The sequence below is a fragment of the Micromonospora sp. NPDC005197 genome (assembly GCF_040608295.1).
Taxonomy (GTDB): Bacteria; Actinomycetota; Actinomycetes; order Mycobacteriales; family Micromonosporaceae; genus Micromonospora.
In genome coordinates this window covers 13237-29139 of the sequence record NZ_JBEXHY010000073.1, presented here as the reverse complement: position 1 = coordinate 29139, position 15903 = coordinate 13237, and the positions used below count along the sequence as shown (strand labels likewise).

Sequence of the window (15903 nt, the reverse complement as noted above, 5' to 3'; positions counted from 1 at the left end):
GCCCGAGCTGCTCCGGGCGGTCAGGCTTGATCCCTGCGCAGCTCGGGCTCCGGCGAAACCTGACCTGGTCCGGCCTGCGGCGGACCGTTTCGGGCTTTGTGGTTCTCCGGACGGTCGGCTCTGCCCTGGGTGACAATCCTCCTGAAACGGTCGATTCAGGGGGGTCTGGGTATGCCGCACTTTCCGGTGAACCATCCGGCACGGCCGCTCTACCGGGTGCTCTCCGGCCTGATCGGCGTCTACATCCTGGTCTTCGGCGTCTGGGGTGTCGCCGAGACGATCGGCGACCCGCTCTTTGACCGGGGCAACCACTGGGCCCTCGGGCTCCGCACCAACCTGGCCTTCTCGCTCGCCTCGGTGGTCTTCGGAGTCGTCCTGATCATCGGGGCGTCCCGGCGCAGCAACCTCGGCCACTACATGAACCTCACCGCCGGGGCGGTGTTCCTGGTGACCAGCATCCTCATGATGTCCGTGCTGCAGACCGACGCGAACTTCCTCAACTTCTCGATGTCGACCGTGATCGTGTCGATGCTGTTCGGCCTGATCCTGCTGGGCACCGGCCTGTACGACAAAACCGGCCCGTCGGAGCACGCCGAGGCGGAGCTGGAACGCCGCAAACATCCGGTGGCCGACGTGCACCGCCGCTGAACGGTCAGCGGCGGCGGGCGGTGATCAACGTGGGCTTCGCCTCCAGGTGCGACAACCCGTTCCAGGCCATGTTGACCAGGTGCGCCGCCACCGTCTCCTTGCGCGGCTTGCGCACCTCCAGCCACCAGCGGCCGGTCAACGCGACCATGCCCACCAGGGCCTGCGAGTAGAGCTCGGCCAGCTTCGGGTCGTACCCGCGGCTCTTGAACTCGGCGCCCAGGATGTGCTCGACCTGGTGGGCCACGTCGTTCATCACGCTGCTGAAGGTGGCCGTGCCGGACAACAGCGGCGACTCGCGGACCAGCACCCGGAACCCGCTGGTCTCCTCCTCGATGTAGCCCAGCAGGGCCATCGCCGCCTGCTCCAGCAACTCACGCGGATGCCCCGCCGTCAGCGCCGTGGTGATCCGGTCCAGCAGGGCCCGGACCTCCCGGTCGACCACGACCGCGTACAGCCCCTCCTTGCCACCGAAGTGCTCGTACACCACGGGCTTGGAGACCTTGGCGCGGGCCGCCACCTCCTCGATGGAGGTGGCGTCGAAACCTCGCTCGGCAAACAGCTGCCGGCCGATCGCGATCAACTGCTCCCGCCGCTGCGCGGCCGACATGCGTACCCGTGAGGGGGGCTTGGGTTTCGCCGCCGCGGCCGGCACCGCACGCCGGCCGCCGGCTTCGTCACTGACCTCGGGCATGTCGCCGCCTCGCTGGCGCTCGGTGACGCCCTGCCGTGGAATGGTGCCTCCGCTGTGCCCGCTCACGTCGTCGCCTCACTGGCGGGCGGCCCGTCCGGCCTGCCGTGCCGTCCGACCGTACCCGGATCGGGCTCGGCCCCCCGTCCGCCGAGCCGTCCGGCCCCCCGCTCCGCTCGGCCACCCGGCCATCCTGCCAGGTGGCACACCGCGGCACCGCCCGGTTTACCGGGGTGCGACCGGTTTCACGAGCTTGGCCGCGAGACGTTCGGGCTTCGGCCAGCGCACCTGCGACGCCGCGCCGACCTTCTCGAACAGCCAGATCACCCGGGCCGAGATGTCCACCTGACCACGCAGCACACCGTGCCGCGCGCTGGTCGGGTCCGCGTGGTGCAGGTTGTGCCAGCTCTCACCGAACGACAGGATCGCCAGCGGCCAGAAGTTCGACGCGCGGTCGCCCTGGCGCATCGCGAACGGGCGCTCGCCGTACACGTGGCAGACCGAGTTGATCGCCCAGGTGACGTGGTGCAGGAGGCCGATCCGGAGCAGCCCGGCCCAGAAGAACGCGGTGAGCGCGCCCTGCCACGACCAGGTCACCAGGCCCCCGATCAGCGCCGGGCCGAGCAGTGAGACGGCCACCAGCGCGGGGAACAGTCGGTCCACCCGGCTGATGTCGCGGTCGGCGATCAGATCCGGTGCGAACCGCTCCCGGTTGGACAGCTCGCGGCGGAACAGCCAGCCCACGTGTGCGTGGAACAGACCCCGCGTCAGCGCCCAGAAACTGGTGCCGAAACGCCACGGCGAGTGCGGGTCACCCTCCAGGTCGGAGAAGGCGTGGTGCCGCCGGTGGTCGGCCACCCACTGGATGATCTCGCCCTGTACCGCCAGCGAACCCGCGACCGCCAGGGTCACCCGCAGCCAACGCTTGGCCTTGAACGAGCCGTGCGTGAAGTAGCGGTGGAAGCCCACCGTGATGCCGAGCCCGGAAACCACGTACCAGACCAGGCCGATGATCACGTCGCTCCAGCCCAGCCAGCCGCCCCAGGCGATCGGCACGGCGACCAGCAGGGCCACGAAGGGGATCACGACGAAGGCCCACAGGGCGGCCAGGATCCCGTTGGACTGGCTGCCGTCGGTGAGCGGTTTCGGGCCGGGGCCGGCGGTGTTGGGTTCGAGCATGGTAGTGGACATGGCACCTCGCAGAGGGGACGGAAACGATCACGAACCTACGCCTACGTCACCGTAACTTACGGCTCGGTAGATCGCACGGGGAAGTTTGAAAAAGCTGTCGTACGTAGGTCCTAAAGCCCTGCTCAGGGCCCACCCTCCATTCGCTGTGGGGTGCCGCCCGAGCGGTTTCCCGCGCGGGGTGTCACCGCCGCCTCGGTCACGAGCCACGTGCGATGGTCGGCAAGGCCGAGGGGATCATGAAGGGCAGGAGTGCTGGCGTCGCGGCCGTCGGGCGTTAAGGTGTACCGGCAGGATGCTCGTTCTGAGGCGACGGTGTTCTTGACGTTGCAATCGGCCGTGGTGTAATTGGCAACACCCGGGTCTTTGGTACCCGTATTTCAGGTTCGAACCCTGGCGGCCGAGCTGTCCCGACAAGTCCGTTTTGGGTTCTGCTGGGGGTAAGAGGACGCGCTGGCGGGCCGCGTGGTTAGCATGGCCGCGAGAGTGTCCGCCGTCCCGACGGGAGCCACGTCGTGCCCCAGCCCCACCTTCGTACCGTCGTCGTGCTCGCCGCCGGTGAGGGCAAGCGGATGAAGTCGACACTGCCCAAGGTGTTGCACCCCCTGCTCGGCCGTACGCTGCTCGGCCACGTGCTGAGCGCGGCCGGGCCGCTGGCCGCCGACCGCACCGTCGTCGTGGTGGGCCACGGCGCCGACCAGGTCCGGGCCCACCTGACCGAGATCGCCCCCGACGCCACGCCCGTGCTCCAGGCCGAGCAGCTCGGCACCGGGCATGCCGTGCGGATCGCGTTGGACGCCGTACCGGAGGGCGCCGGCACGGTCGTGGTGATCAACGGCGACGTGCCGCTGCTGCGCCCGGAGACGGTGGGCGCGTTGGTGACCGCGCACGAGGAGGCCGCCGCGGCGGCCACCGTGCTGGCCGCCGAGGTGCCCGATCCGACCGGGCTCGGGCGGATCGTCCGGGACGCCGACGGCCGGCTGGAGCAGATCGTCGAGGAGCGCGACGCCGACGCGACCCAGCGCGCGATCCGGGAGATCAATGCCGGCATCTACGCGTTCGACGCGGTGCGGCTGCGCGACGCGCTGGGCAAGCTCTCCACCGACAACGACCAGGGCGAGGAGTATCTGACCGACGTGTTCGGCCTGCTCCGGTCCGTCGGCGAGCCGGTCGCGGTGCACGTGGCCGTCGACCACGTCGAGACGCTGGGCTGCAACGACCGGGTGGAGTTGGCGTCGCTGCGGCGACTGCTGCGCGACCGGGTCAACGAGGCATGGATGCGCACCGGGGTGAGCCTGCTCGACCCGGCGACCACCTGGATCGACGTGACGGTGGCGCTGGACCGCGACGCGGTCATCGACCAGAACACCCAGCTGCGCGGGGCCACGGTGGTCGGCGCGGGCGCGCTGGTCGGGCCGGACGTGACGCTGATCGACACGATCGTCGGCCCGGCGGCGTCAGTGGTGCGCAGCCACGCGGTGGGCGCCGAGGTGGGCGCGGGCGCCAGCGTGGGGCCGTACGCGTACCTGCGGCCGGAGGCCCGGCTGGGCGAGAAGGCGAAGGTCGGCACGTTCGTCGAGGTGAAGAAGTCCGAGATCGGGCCCGGCTCGAAGGTGCCGCACCTGACGTACGTGGGTGACGCGACGATCGGCGAGCAGACCAACATCGGCGCCGCGTCGGTCTTCGTCAACTACGACGGGGTCAACAAGCACCGCACGGTGATCGGCAGCCACGCCCGGACCGGGGCGGACAACATGTTCGTCGCGCCGGTCGAGGTGGGTGACGGCGCGTACACGGCGGCCGGCTCGGTGATCGTGGACGACGTGCCGCCGGGCGCGATGGGTGTCGCCCGCGCGCGCCAGCGCAACATCGAGGGCTGGGTGGTGAAGCGGCGGGCCGGTACGGCGGCGGCCGAGGCCGCGCAGCGCGCCGGCGACGCGAAGGGTGCGTCGGAGGTGGCCGGCACCGCAAGCGACAGTGAGGCAATGCACGGGCGGGCCGAGACGGTGGGCGGTGCGTCCGGCGCGGGAGATACTGCAACCGAATAGTCCCCGACCCACCACCACCGGGCCGGGTACCGCCGACAAACGGGAGCAGACGGGCCCATGGGCAGCATCGTCGCCGAAAACCGCAAGAGCCTGATGCTCTTCTCCGGACGGGGTTTCCCGGAACTGGCCAAGGAGATCGGCGAGGTGCTCGGTGTGGCACCGACGCCGGCCGACGCGTACGAGTTCGCCAACGGCGAGATTTTCGTACGGTTCAAGGACTCGGTGCGTGGTTCGGACGCCTTCGTGGTGCAGTCCGTGACGCACGGGGTGAACACCTGGGTCATGGAGACCCTGATCATGGTGGACGCGTTGAAGCGGGGGTCGGCGAAGCGGATCACCGTCGTGCTGCCGTTCTACCCGTACGCGCGCCAGGACAAGAAGCACCGGGGTCGGGAGCCGATCTCGGCCCGCCTGGTGGCGGACCTGCTGAAGACCGCCGGCGCGAACCGCATCCTCACCGTCGACCTGCACACCGCGCAGATCCAGGGCTTCTTCGACGGCCCGGTGGACCACCTCTTCGCGATGGACATCCTCGCCGAGTACGTGGAGCACAAGTACGCCGGCCGCCCGATGACCGTGGTGGCACCGGACTCCGGCCGGGTGCGGGTGGCCGAGCGGTGGACCGACCGGTTGGGTGGCTGCCCGCTGGCGTTCATCCACAAGACCCGTGACCCGATGAAGCCGAATCAGGTCGTGGCGAACCGGGTGGTCGGCGAGGTCGAGGGTCGGGTCTGCCTGATCGTCGACGACATGATCGACACCGGTGGCACCATCGCCAAGGCCGCGGACATCCTCAAGGAGTCGGGCGCGGCGGAGATCGTGGTCGCTTCCACCCACGCGCTCCTGTCGGACCCGGCGACCGAGCGGCTGAAGAACAGCTCGATCAGCGAGATCGTGGTGACCAACACGCTGCCGTTGCCGCCGGAGAAGCAGCTGGACAAGCTGACCGTGCTGTCGATCGCGCCGCTGCTGGCGCGGGCGATCCGGGAGGTCTTCGACGATGGCTCGGTGACCACTCTCTTCGGTGGCCTGAGCTGAAGATGGCCGAGTCGGCCGGCCGGAGCTGACAAACTGGTCGAAACGGGCTGGCACGCTGGCGGGGAACACCGTCGGCGGGCCAGCCTGGAGCCGTGACCGGGGACTGCCGGAAACCCGGGAAACAGCTCGGGTAGACTGGTGCGGTTGCCACGGCGAGGGTGCCCGGCGGGCCGCTGAAGAGCGCCGCACGGAGGCACCGTCATCGACGCGGTGCTCCGGGCAGTCGTTCATGACGCATGAGCCCCAGCGAGCCCCTCGCCCCAGCACCGTTAGACGACAAGCCGCCGCAGCGAAAAGCATCAGGAGTTTCCCCGTGTCCGAGGTAAAGATCAGCGCCGAGCCCCGTACCGAGTTCGGCAAGGGTGGTGCCCGTCGTACCCGCCGGGCCGGCAAGGTGCCCGCCGTGCTGTACGGCCACGGCGAGAAGCCCAAGCACATCGCGCTGCCGTCGCGGGAGTTCGCCGCCGCGATCCGCAAGGGCGGCGCCAACCAGCTCTTCGCGATCGACATCACCGACGGCACCCAGGTGCTGGCGCTGCCGAAGGCGATCCAGCGGGACCCGATCCGGGACACCTTCGAGCACGTGGACCTCATCCTGGTGCGCCGGGGCGAGAAGGTCACCGTCGAGGTCCCGGTCCAGCTGACCGGCGAGGCCGCGCGGGACACCCTGATCGTGCACGACCACGACACCCTCTCGGTGACCGCCGACGCCACCAAGGTGCCGGACCACCTCGAGGCGTCGATCGAGGGCCTGGAGGCGGGCTCCTCGGTGACCGCCGGCGACGTCGAGCTGCCCAGCGGTGTCGAGCTGGCCGTCGACCCGACGCTGCCGGTCGCCGCGGTGACCGCCGCGCCGACCGCCGAGCAGCTCGAGGCGACGCTGCCCGAGGTCGAGGAGGCCACCGAGGAGGCCGAGGCCGAGACCGGCGAGGTCACCGAGGGCTCCGAGGGTGCGGACGCCGCCCCGGCCGCCGAGGGCGCGGAGACCACCGAGGCGCGTACCGAGGCCTGATCGGTTCGTATCGTGCGGCAGGCGTCCCCGAGTTTCGGGGGCGCCTGCCGGCGTATCGGGAGTCGGTGAAGACGGCGGGAGGGGCGGGTCGTGACGGACGAGGCGGGGCCGTGGCTGGTGGTCGGCCTGGGCAATCCGGGCCGGGAGTACGCCGGGAACCGGCACAACGTCGGGTTCATGGTGGTGGAGCTGCTGGCGGGGCGGTTGGGCGCGCGGTTCGGCCGGCACAAGCGGGCGGTGGCCGAGGTCGCGGAAGGGCGGCTGGGGTTCGGCGGTCCGAAGCTGGTGCTGGTGAAGCCACTGACGTACATGAACCTGTCCGGCGGGCCGGTCGCGGCGCTGTCGCAGTTCTACAAGGTGCCCCCGGCGCGGGTGATCGCGGTGCACGACGAGCTGGACATCGGCTTCGGCCAGGTGCGGATCAAGTGTGGCGGCGGCGAGGGCGGGCACAACGGCCTGCGTTCGATGTCCAAGTCGTTGGGCACCAAGGACTACGTCCGGGTGCGGTTCGGCGTGGGTCGGCCGCCGGGGCGGCAGGATCCGGCGGATTACGTGCTGTCGGATTTCGGCGCGGCGGAGCGTAAGGAACTCGATTTCCTGGTGGACCGGGCCGCCGATGTGGTGGAGTCGGTGATCGTCAAGGGCGTGGAGCCGACCCAGAACCTGTATCACGGCGGTTGAGCCGGGCGGGGCGTACCGGATCGGAAACGGTTGGCCGGTAGTCTGCGCCTTTCGGCGTGCCGTGACCGGCGACGCGGGTCGCGGCCGATCGGTGCGTGCGGGCACGGGCCGCGGCGAGGCGACGGGAGCGGGCAGATGGGCAGTCCTCCGATGATCGACGGGGCGTTCGCCCGGTGGTTGGCCTCCCGGGCCGGTCAGGCGCTGCTCGACCTGCGTGCGGAGTTGGGCTTCGCGGACACGGGCGCGCTGAAGTCGGCCGGGGACAAGGTGTCGCACGACCTGATCCGCACGGAGTTGGCGCGGTGGCGGCCGGGCGACGCGGTGCTCTCCGAGGAGGACGAGGGCTCGCGGTTGGCCTGGGCGGCCGAGGTGAACACCGGCGCGGTGTCCCGGCTGACCGCGGACCGCGTGTGGATCATCGATCCGTTGGACGGCACCCGGGAGTTCGCCGAGGAGGGCCGCTCGGACTGGGCCGTGCACGTCGCCCTCTGGGCGCGGAGCGCGCCGAGCCCGCACGGGCTGGTCGCCGGAGCGGTGGGATTGCCGGCGCAGCACCGGGTGCTGGGCACCGACTACCCGCCCGCGTACCCGCCGATGACGGTGGAGGCGGCGACGGCCGGTGAGCGCAAGATCCGCCTGGCGGCGAGCCGGAGCCGACCGCCGGTGTTCCTCACCGACCTGGCCGAGGACGTCGGCGCGCACCTGGTGCCGATGGGTTCGGCCGGTGCGAAGATCGCCGCGGTGGTGACCGGCGAGGTGGACGCGTACATCCACGCGGGTGGGCAGTACGAGTGGGATTCGGCGGCCCCGGTGGCTGTGGCGACGGCCACCGGACTACACGCTTCCCGGATCGACGGTTCTGCGCTTCGATACAACGAGGCGGATCCGCGCCTGCCGGACCTGCTGGTCTGTCGCAAGGATCTCGCCAACCGGTTGCTTGCAGCGCTGCAGAGGCATTCCGGGTAGCCTGAGCGCACTTCTTGACATGTCCGACCGGAAAGGTCTGGAAATCGGATGAGCGAGCGAGTGTCATGACGTCCCCCGCGGCCTACCGGGTCTCCCACCTGGACGCCCTTGAGGCGGAGAGCATCTTCGTGATGCGCGAGGTTGTCGCCGAGATGGAACGCCCGGTGCTGCTCTTCTCCGGCGGCAAGGACTCGATCGTCATGCTGCGGTTGGCGCAGAAGGCGTTCGCTCCGGCCAACATTCCCTTTCCCGTCATGCACGTCGACACCGGGCACAACTTCCCCGAGGTGCTCGAATACCGCGACCAGCGGGTCGCCGAGTTGGGGTTGCACCTCGTGGTGGCGAGCGTGCCGGAGGCCTTGGCCAGCGGGCTGGTCCGCGAGTCCGGTGACGGGATGCGCAACCGGATCCAGACGCCGGTGCTGCTGGACGCGGTCGAGAAGCACCGCTTCGACGCGCTGTTCGGTGGCGCCCGCCGCGACGAGGAGAAGGCGCGGGCCAAGGAGCGGGTGTTCAGCTTCCGCGACGAGTTCGGCCAGTGGGATCCGAAGAATCAGCGCCCGGAGCTGTGGTCGCTCTACAACGGCCGGCACCACCCGGGCGAGTCGATCCGGGTCTTCCCGCTGTCCAACTGGACCGAGCTGGACGTGTGGCACTACATCGCCCGGGAGCGCATCCCGCTACCGTCGATCTACTACGCGCACGAGCGCGAGGTGATCGAGCGGGACGGAATGTTCTACGCGGTCAACGAGTTCTTCCGTCCCCGCGCGGGTGAGGAACGGTTCAAGGCGCAGGTGCGCTACCGCACCGTCGGCGACGCCTCCTGCACCGCGGCGGTCCGCTCGGACGCGGACACGGTGGAGAAGGTCATCGAGGAGGTGGCGGCCACGCGGATCACCGAGCGGGGCGCGACCCGTGGTGACGACCGGGTCAGCGAGGCCGCCATGGAGGACCGCAAGCGGGAGGGGTACTTCTGATGACCACCGAGATCGTGGCCCCGGCCGTTGCCGGCACCGAGGCCACCCCGGAGGCGCGGCCGATGGACCTGCTGCGGTTCGCCACCGCCGGCAGCGTGGACGACGGCAAGTCGACCCTGATCGGCCGGCTGCTCTACGACACCAAGTCGCTCTTCACCGACCAGCTGGCGGCGGTGGAGGCGGTCAGCGCGGCCCGTGGCGACGAGTACACCAACCTGGCGCTGCTCACCGACGGCCTGCGCGCCGAGCGGGAGCAGGGCATCACCATCGACGTGGCGTACCGGTACTTCGCCACGCCTCGACGCAAGTTCATCATCGCGGACACCCCCGGGCACATCCAGTACACCCGCAACATGGTCACCGGCGCCTCGACGGCCGACCTGGCGCTGATCCTGGTGGACGCGCGCAAGGGCCTGGTCGAGCAGTCCCGCCGGCACGCGTTCCTCTGCTCGCTGCTGCGGGTGCCGCACCTGGTTCTGTGCGTCAACAAGATGGACCTGGTCGACTGGTCGCAGGAAGTCTACGAGCGGATCGCCGACGAGTTCACCGCGTTCGCCGCGAAGCTCGACGTACCGGACCTGACCGTGGTGCCGATCTCGGCGCTGCGCGGCGACAACATCGTCACCCGGTCGGAGAACATGCCGTGGTACGAGGGCCCGTCGCTGCTGCACCACCTGGAGCGGGTGCACATCGCGAGCGACCGCAACCTGGTCGACGTCCGGTTCCCCGTGCAGTACGTGATCCGCCCCCAGTCCACGACGGTCACCGACTACCGGGGTTACGCCGGTCAGGTCGCCTCCGGCGTGCTGAAGCCGGGCGACGAGGTGATGGTGCTGCCGTCCGGCTTCACCAGCCGGATCGCCGCCGTGGAGACCGCCGACGGGCCGGTCGCGGAGGCGTTCCCGCCGATGTCGGTGACGGTACGGCTGGCCGACGAGATCGACATCTCCCGGGGCGACATGATCTGCCGGCCGAACAACGCGCCGGCGGTCGCCCAGGACATCGAGGCGATGGTCTGCTGGATGGACGAGACCAGCCCGCTGCGGGTCGGCGGCCGGTACGCGATCAAGCACACCACCCGGTCGGCACGGGCAATCGTGCGGGGGCTGCACTATCGGTTGGACATCAACTCACTGCACCGCGACGAGTCGGCCGACGAGCTGCGGCTCAACGAGATCGGCCGGGTGCGGCTGCGCACGACGGTGCCGCTCCTCGCTGACGAGTACCGCCGCAACCGCACCACCGGCGGCTTCGTCATCATCGACGAGGCCACCAACCGCACGGTAGGCGCCGCCATGATCGTCGAAGCCAGCTAAACCCAGCGCCCCCGGCCCTCGCCGGCTCGGCGCCGGCATGATCGCACTCGATCCATGAAGTAGTGGCCTCGCCCACCGGGCGAGGCCACTACTTCCATGAACGAGCACGATCTGCCCCTGCCCCTGCCCCTGCCCCTGCCCCCGCCCCCGCGCCCGCCGCCGCGACTCGTGATCAAGAGATTTGCGTCAAAATCCGGGCTCGGACTGACGCAAACCTCTTGATCAACCAGCGAGTGGGGGGCCGGGGGGTGGGGGGCCGGGGTGGGGTCAGTGCAGGCGGGTTGCGCCGGGGGCGGGGAGGACCGGGAGCGTGGTGGGGGCGGTGAAACCGCGTTCGGCGTACGCGGCCGTGACGGCTGCCGCCACCGCCTCGGCGCGATCAGTCTCCACCAGGGCGAGGACGCAGCCGCCGAACCCGCCGCCGGTCATCCGGGCACCCAGCGCGCCGGCCGACAGCGCCGCCTCGACGGCCGTGTCGATCTCCGGCACGGTGATCTCGAAGTCGTCGCGCATGGAGACGTGCGAGGCGGTGAGCAGCGGGCCGATGTCCCGGACCCGGCCGGCGCGCAGCAGCGCCACCGTGTCCAGCACACGCTGGTCCTCGGTGACCACGTGCCGGACGCGCCGCCGGGTCTCCTCGTCGTCGAGGCGGGCCAGTGCGCTGTCGAGCTGGTCGACGGCCACGTCGCGCAGCGCGGCGACGCCGAGCGCCTTGGCGGCCGCCTCGCAGGAGCGGCGGCGGGCGGCGTACTCCCCGTCGGCGTGCCGGTGCGGTGCGCGGCTGTCGATGACCAGCACGGCCAGCCCGGCGGCGTCCAGGTCGAACGGGATGTGCTCGACGGACTCGTCGCGGCAGTCGAGGAAGAGCGCGTGCCCGGCGCGGCAGCGGATCACCGCGGACTGGTCCATAATGCCGGTCGGCGCGCCCACGTAGACGTTCTCCGCCCGCTGCGCCAGCCGCGGCCGCCGCTCGGGGGACAGGTCCAGCTCACCGAGGTCGAGCAGGGCGGCGAGCACGGACGACTCCAGCGCGGCCGACGAGGAGAGCCCGGAACCCAGCGGCACGTCGGAGGCGATCGCCAGCCGGGCGCCGGGCACCGCGTGGCCGGCGTCGCGCAGCGCCCAGACCACCCCGGCCACGTACGCGCCCCAGCCGGTCACCCGGCCGGGCTCGGCCACGTCGTCCGCGCCGAAGGTGATCGTCTCGTCGGAGAGCTCGGACCAGACCGTCCAGCGCTCGTCATCCTGCCGGTCGGCGGCGACAACGGTACGCAGTGGCAGCGCGAAGGGCAGCACGAACCCGTCGTTGTAGTCGGTGTGCTCGCCGATCAGGTTGACCCGGCCGGGCGCGGCCCAGAGGCCGGTGGCCTGGCCGCCGTACTGGTCGGTGAAGCCGGCGGCGGCCCGCTCGACGACGTCACCGGTGGGGCTGGTCATGACTGCTCCAGGACGTGCGTCCGGTAGAAGGCCCAGGCGTCGCCGACCATGTCGTGCAGGGTGGGCTTCTGCGGCACCCAGCCCAGCTCGTCACGGGCCAGCGCGGACGAGGCGACCAGCTCGGCGGGGTCGCCCTCGCGGCGCGGCGCCACCTCGACCGGCAGCGGGTGCCCGGTGACCTCGCGGACCACGTCGGCCACCTGCCGGTTGGTGAAGCCGTTGCCGTTGCCGAGGTTGTAGATGCGGTGCTGGCCCCCGGTGGCGGCGTCCAGCGCCAACAGGTGGGCGCGGGCCAGGTCGGCGACGTGGATGTAGTCGCGGACGCAGGTGCCGTCCGCCGTGGGGTAGTCGTCGCCGAAGAGCTGGAGCTTCTCCCGCCGGCCGGCGGCGACCTCCAGGGCGATCGGGATGAGGTGCGTCTCCGGGTCGTGCCGCTCGCCGAGCGCGACGTCGCCGGCGAGGTGCGCGCCGGCGACGTTGAAGTAGCGCAGCGAGACGGCTGCCAGCCCGTGCGCGATGGCCTCGGAGGTGAGCGCCATGTCGACGGCGAGCTTGGTGGCGCCGTACGTGTTGGTGGGCGCCTTGACCGCGGTCTCCGTGATCGGCAGCTCGGTGGGGTTGCCGTAGACGGCGGCGGTGGAGGAGAAGACCATCCGGGGCACCCCGGCGGCGCGGACGGCGTTGATCAGGGCGAGCGAGCCGACGGTGTTGGTCTGCCAGTACAGCTCGGGCTTCACCATCGACTCGCCGGCGGCGATGAGGGCGGCGAAGTGCAGCACCCCGTCGAAGCCGGCGTCGGGGGTGAGGATCTGGGCGGCGTCGTGAATGGACGCCTCGACGTGGGTCGCGTCCGGAGCGAGCGCCTCGCGGTGACCGGTGCGCAGGTCGTCCAGGACGACGACCTGGTGGCCCGCGTCGAGCAGCATCCGGGTCACCACGCTGCCGATGAACCCGGCGCCCCCGGTGACGAGCAGTTTCACGTCGTTGCCTCCTGCCTGGCCCGCCGGGACGTGGCCTTTGGTGATCACCCTACGGCGGCGGATGAGACCGGAGCCGACCACGCCGCCAACCCATTCCATCATAATCTCTCACGTTTAAACAGAGCCGCACATCGCCGATGACTCCGCGCGATCGCCGGTACGGCGGGCACCCGGTGTCTACCATCTCTGTCATGCGGGAAGCGGCCCGTTCCGGGCTCCGGCGACGCGTGCGGGGGAAGCCCCGCCGCGACCCCGGCCCGCTCGCCCGAGCCGTCGCCCGGATACTGGTCCGCGCCGCCGACGGCGCCACCCGCCTCGTCACCGACCTGCTCGGGGCCGGCCCGGCGGCCGGGCGGGAACGCATCTCCGAGGCCGAGCTACGGGACCTGCTCGCGGTGAACACGGTGCTCGACCCGGACGAGCGGCGGATCATCGACGAGGTGCTGGTGGCCGGCGCGCGTCTCGTCCGCGAGGTGATGATGCCCCGCACCGAGGTGGTCTTCCTGCCGGCCCGGCTGACCATCGCCGAGGCCGCCCGGCTGGTGCGGGCCGAGACGCACACCCGTTACCCGGTGACCGATGGCACCCAGGACGACGTGGTCGGGTTCGTGCACCTGCGGGACGTGCTGCTGCGTCCGGACGCCGACCCGTGCGTCACCGTCGGTGAGCTGACCCGTGAGGTCAAGCAGGTGCCCGGCAGCAAGCCGGTCCTGGCCGCGCTGACCGAGATGCGCCGGGAGGGTCACCACCTGGCGGTGGTGATCGACGAGTACGGCGGAACCGCCGGGATCGTCACCCTGGAGGATCTGATCGAGGAACTCGTCGGGGAGATCCACGACGAGTACGACACGACCCCCGACCCGCCGCACGCCGGCCTGCCGGCGGTGGTCGACGGCCGGCTCAACCTCGCCGACTTCGCCGAGCGGACCGGCGTGGCGCTGCCCGCCGGGCCGTACGAGACGGTCGGCGGGTACGTGATGGCCGTGCTGGGCCGGCTGCCACTGCCCGGGGACGAGGTGCCCGTACCCGCCGAGCCGCCCGACGACGGCGGTCCCGATCCGGTGGACCCGGCGGACGGTTGGCTGCTGCGGGTGCTGGCCCTGGACGGACGTCGGGTCGCCCGACTCGCGGTGTCGGCGCTCCGCGTGCCGGAGCAGCGGCGCGTGGGCGTGCCACGCGAGGTCAGCGCCCCGACACCGGCCGGCCGAGGCCGACGCGCCGGCCCGTCATGACGGCCCCGCCTGCTTGCTGACAGAATTATCGCCATGCCCGACGTTTCCGAGCGACCCCGCGTCTTCTCCGGCATCCAGCCGACGGCCGACTCGTTCCACCTCGGCAACTACCTGGGAGCCGTGCGGCACTGGGTGGCCCTGCAGGACACCCACGACGCGTTCTACTGCGTGGTGGATCTGCACGCCATCACCGCGGGTCACGACCCGGCGCTGCTGCGCCAGCGGACCAGGGTGGCGGCCGCCCAGCTCTTCGCGGTCGGTCTCGACCCGGAGCGCAGCACCCTGTTCGTGCAGTCGCAGGTGCCTGAGCATCCGCAGCTGGCCTGGGTGCTCGGCTGCATCACCGGCTTCGGCGAGGCCAGCCGGATGACCCAGTTCAAGGACAAGTCGCAGAAGCAGGGCAACGAGCGGGCCAGCGTCGGGCTGTTCACCTACCCGGTCCTGCAGGCCGCCGACATCCTGCTCTACCAGGCCAACGCGGTGCCGGTCGGCGAGGACCAGCGTCAGCACCTGGAGCTCTCCCGCGACCTGGCCCAGCGGTTCAACTCGCTGTTCGGCGCGACGTTCACGGTGCCCGCGCCGCACATCGTCAAGGACACCGCGAAGATCACCGACCTGCAGGACCCGACGGCGAAGATGTCCAAGTCGTCGTCCTCGCCGGCCGGCATCATCGACCTGCTGGACGATCCGGCCCGGTCGGCCAAGAAGATCCGCTCCGCGGTGACCGACACCGGTCGGGAGATCGTCTTCGACGCCGAGACCAAGCCGGGCGTGTCCAACCTGCTGACCATCTACTCGGCGCTCAGCGGGCGTGGCATCGACGAGCTGGTGGCAGCGTTCGCCGGCCGCGGCTACGGAGACCTCAAGAAGGAGTTGGCCGAGGTCGTGGCGGAGTTCGTCCGCCCCATCCAGGAGCGCACGCGCACCTACCTCGACGACCCGGCGCAGCTGGACAAGCTGCTCGCCGCCGGTGCGGAGAAGGCCCGGTCGGTGGCCGGCGCGACCCTGCGGTCCGCGTACGAGCGGGTCGGCTTCTTCCCGCCGGTGCGCGGCGAATAGCGCTGCGGGACGGGTGGGCGGGTCGGTGGCCGACGTGGCGGCACGGAGCGTGGATCGCAGTGGCGGGGTGCCGCCGTCCGGCGACACCGTCCAGATCGGCATAGCGGTGGACATCCCGGAGCCGTGGGGGGCCCAGCTCACCCGGCGCCGGGTCGAGGCGGGCGATCCCCTCGCGGTGCCGGCACACGTGACGCTGCTCGGTCCGACCGAGATCCCGACCGCCGTCCTGCCGGGCGTCGAGCGGCACCTTGCCGCTGTGGCCGCCGCGCATCTGCCGTTCACGCTGCACCTGCGGGGCACCGGCACGTTCCGGCCCGTGACGCAGGTGGTGTTCGTCGCGGTGGCCGCCGGGATCAGCGAATGCGAACTGCTGGCCGCCGCGATCGCGGCCGCGCCGGGCCTGCACCGCCAGACCCGCTTCCCGTACCATCCGCACGTCACCGTGGCGCAGGACGTCCCTGGCGAGGCGTTGGACAAGGTGTACGAGGATCTGGCCGACTTCTCCGCGATGTTCGAGGTCGACGGGTTCACCCTCTTCTCGCACAGCGGGCAGGCCCGGTGGCAGCCCCGCCGGGACTTCCGCCTCGGCGACTGACGGTCGGCGACCCGCCGGGCGGCGAGCACTCTTGCGCC

The 15903-nt window shown here is 71.1% G+C and carries 15 protein-coding genes and 1 tRNA gene; 12 read left to right on the top strand and 4 right to left on the bottom strand.

The window, feature by feature from the left end; genetic code table 11:
- Positions 1 to 171: 171 nt before the first annotated feature.
- Entirely contained in the window at positions 172 to 648 is a 477-nt protein-coding gene (locus ABZU46_RS21680; RefSeq protein WP_354860522.1) for a DUF4383 domain-containing protein, read from the top strand.
- A 4-nt stretch (positions 649 to 652) separates the two neighbouring features.
- Here ABZU46_RS21680 and ABZU46_RS21675 read toward each other — a convergent pair whose 3' ends face one another.
- Together ABZU46_RS21675 and ABZU46_RS21670 are read right to left on the bottom strand one after the other, a co-directional pair.
- Positions 653 to 1339, bottom strand: a complete 687-nt coding sequence (locus ABZU46_RS21675) for a TetR/AcrR family transcriptional regulator (RefSeq protein WP_354860520.1) — start codon at positions 1337 to 1339, stop codon at positions 653 to 655.
- A gap of 222 nt (positions 1340 to 1561) precedes the next feature.
- Positions 1562 to 2527 carry an acyl-CoA desaturase gene (locus tag ABZU46_RS21670; RefSeq protein WP_354860518.1) on the bottom strand — a complete coding sequence of 322 codons (966 nt, stop codon included), beginning with the start codon at positions 2525 to 2527 and terminating at the stop codon, positions 1562 to 1564.
- Positions 2528 to 2857: 330 nt separating this feature from the next.
- On the opposite strand from ABZU46_RS21670, the gene ABZU46_RS21665 reads away from it, so the two are divergent.
- From ABZU46_RS21665 to ABZU46_RS21630, 8 genes are all read left to right on the top strand, one after another.
- Positions 2858 to 2929 (top strand) — tRNA-Gln (locus ABZU46_RS21665).
- A gap of 110 nt (positions 2930 to 3039) precedes the next feature.
- Complete coding sequence (glmU, locus tag ABZU46_RS21660) at positions 3040 to 4572, top strand: bifunctional UDP-N-acetylglucosamine diphosphorylase/glucosamine-1-phosphate N-acetyltransferase GlmU (protein WP_354860517.1); 1533 nt, start codon at positions 3040 to 3042, stop codon at positions 4570 to 4572.
- Positions 4573 to 4629: 57 nt separating this feature from the next.
- A complete protein-coding gene (locus ABZU46_RS21655) occupies positions 4630 to 5610 on the top strand; it encodes a ribose-phosphate diphosphokinase (protein ID WP_030329105.1) in 981 nt (326 codons plus the stop codon).
- 313 nt (positions 5611 to 5923) lie between these two features.
- The gene (locus tag ABZU46_RS21650; RefSeq protein ID WP_354860516.1) at positions 5924 to 6622 is read left to right on the top strand and encodes a 50S ribosomal protein L25/general stress protein Ctc; all 699 of its coding nucleotides are present in this window, start codon (positions 5924 to 5926) and stop codon (positions 6620 to 6622) included.
- A gap of 90 nt (positions 6623 to 6712) precedes the next feature.
- A complete protein-coding gene (gene pth, locus ABZU46_RS21645; RefSeq protein ID WP_354860515.1) occupies positions 6713 to 7303 on the top strand; it encodes an aminoacyl-tRNA hydrolase in 591 nt (196 codons plus the stop codon).
- A gap of 135 nt (positions 7304 to 7438) precedes the next feature.
- Positions 7439 to 8269 (top strand): inositol monophosphatase family protein, encoded by an 831-nt coding sequence (locus ABZU46_RS21640; RefSeq protein ID WP_354860513.1) that lies wholly within the window; start codon positions 7439 to 7441, stop codon positions 8267 to 8269.
- Between the two features lie 65 nt (positions 8270 to 8334).
- On the top strand, positions 8335 to 9246 hold the full coding sequence (gene cysD / locus ABZU46_RS21635) for a sulfate adenylyltransferase subunit CysD (protein WP_354860512.1): 912 nt from the start codon (positions 8335 to 8337) through the stop codon (positions 9244 to 9246).
- Positions 9246 to 10562 (top strand): GTP-binding protein, encoded by a 1317-nt coding sequence (locus tag ABZU46_RS21630; protein WP_354860511.1) that lies wholly within the window; start codon positions 9246 to 9248, stop codon positions 10560 to 10562. The genes cysD and ABZU46_RS21630 overlap by 1 nt, the downstream gene beginning before the upstream one ends.
- 267 nt (positions 10563 to 10829) lie before the next feature.
- Here ABZU46_RS21630 and galK read toward each other — a convergent pair whose 3' ends face one another.
- Entirely contained in the window at positions 10830 to 11999 is a 1170-nt protein-coding gene (galK, locus tag ABZU46_RS21625; protein ID WP_354860510.1) for a galactokinase, read from the bottom strand.
- Entirely contained in the window at positions 11996 to 12979 is a 984-nt protein-coding gene (gene galE / locus ABZU46_RS21620; RefSeq protein ID WP_354860508.1) for a UDP-glucose 4-epimerase GalE, read from the bottom strand. The genes galK and galE overlap by 4 nt, the downstream gene beginning before the upstream one ends.
- A 191-nt stretch (positions 12980 to 13170) precedes the next feature.
- Between galE and ABZU46_RS21615 the strand changes: the two genes are divergently transcribed.
- From ABZU46_RS21615 to ABZU46_RS21605, 3 genes are read left to right on the top strand one after another with little or no spacing between them, the layout of a single operon-like run.
- Positions 13171 to 14211, top strand: a complete 1041-nt coding sequence (locus tag ABZU46_RS21615) for a hemolysin family protein (RefSeq protein WP_354860507.1) — start codon at positions 13171 to 13173, stop codon at positions 14209 to 14211.
- A gap of 33 nt (positions 14212 to 14244) precedes the next feature.
- Positions 14245 to 15270 (top strand): tryptophan--tRNA ligase, encoded by a 1026-nt coding sequence (gene trpS / locus ABZU46_RS21610; protein WP_354860505.1) that lies wholly within the window; start codon positions 14245 to 14247, stop codon positions 15268 to 15270.
- Between the two features lie 25 nt (positions 15271 to 15295).
- Complete coding sequence (locus tag ABZU46_RS21605; RefSeq protein WP_354860503.1) at positions 15296 to 15865, top strand: 2'-5' RNA ligase family protein; 570 nt, start codon at positions 15296 to 15298, stop codon at positions 15863 to 15865.
- Positions 15866 to 15903: the final 38 nt, after the last annotated feature.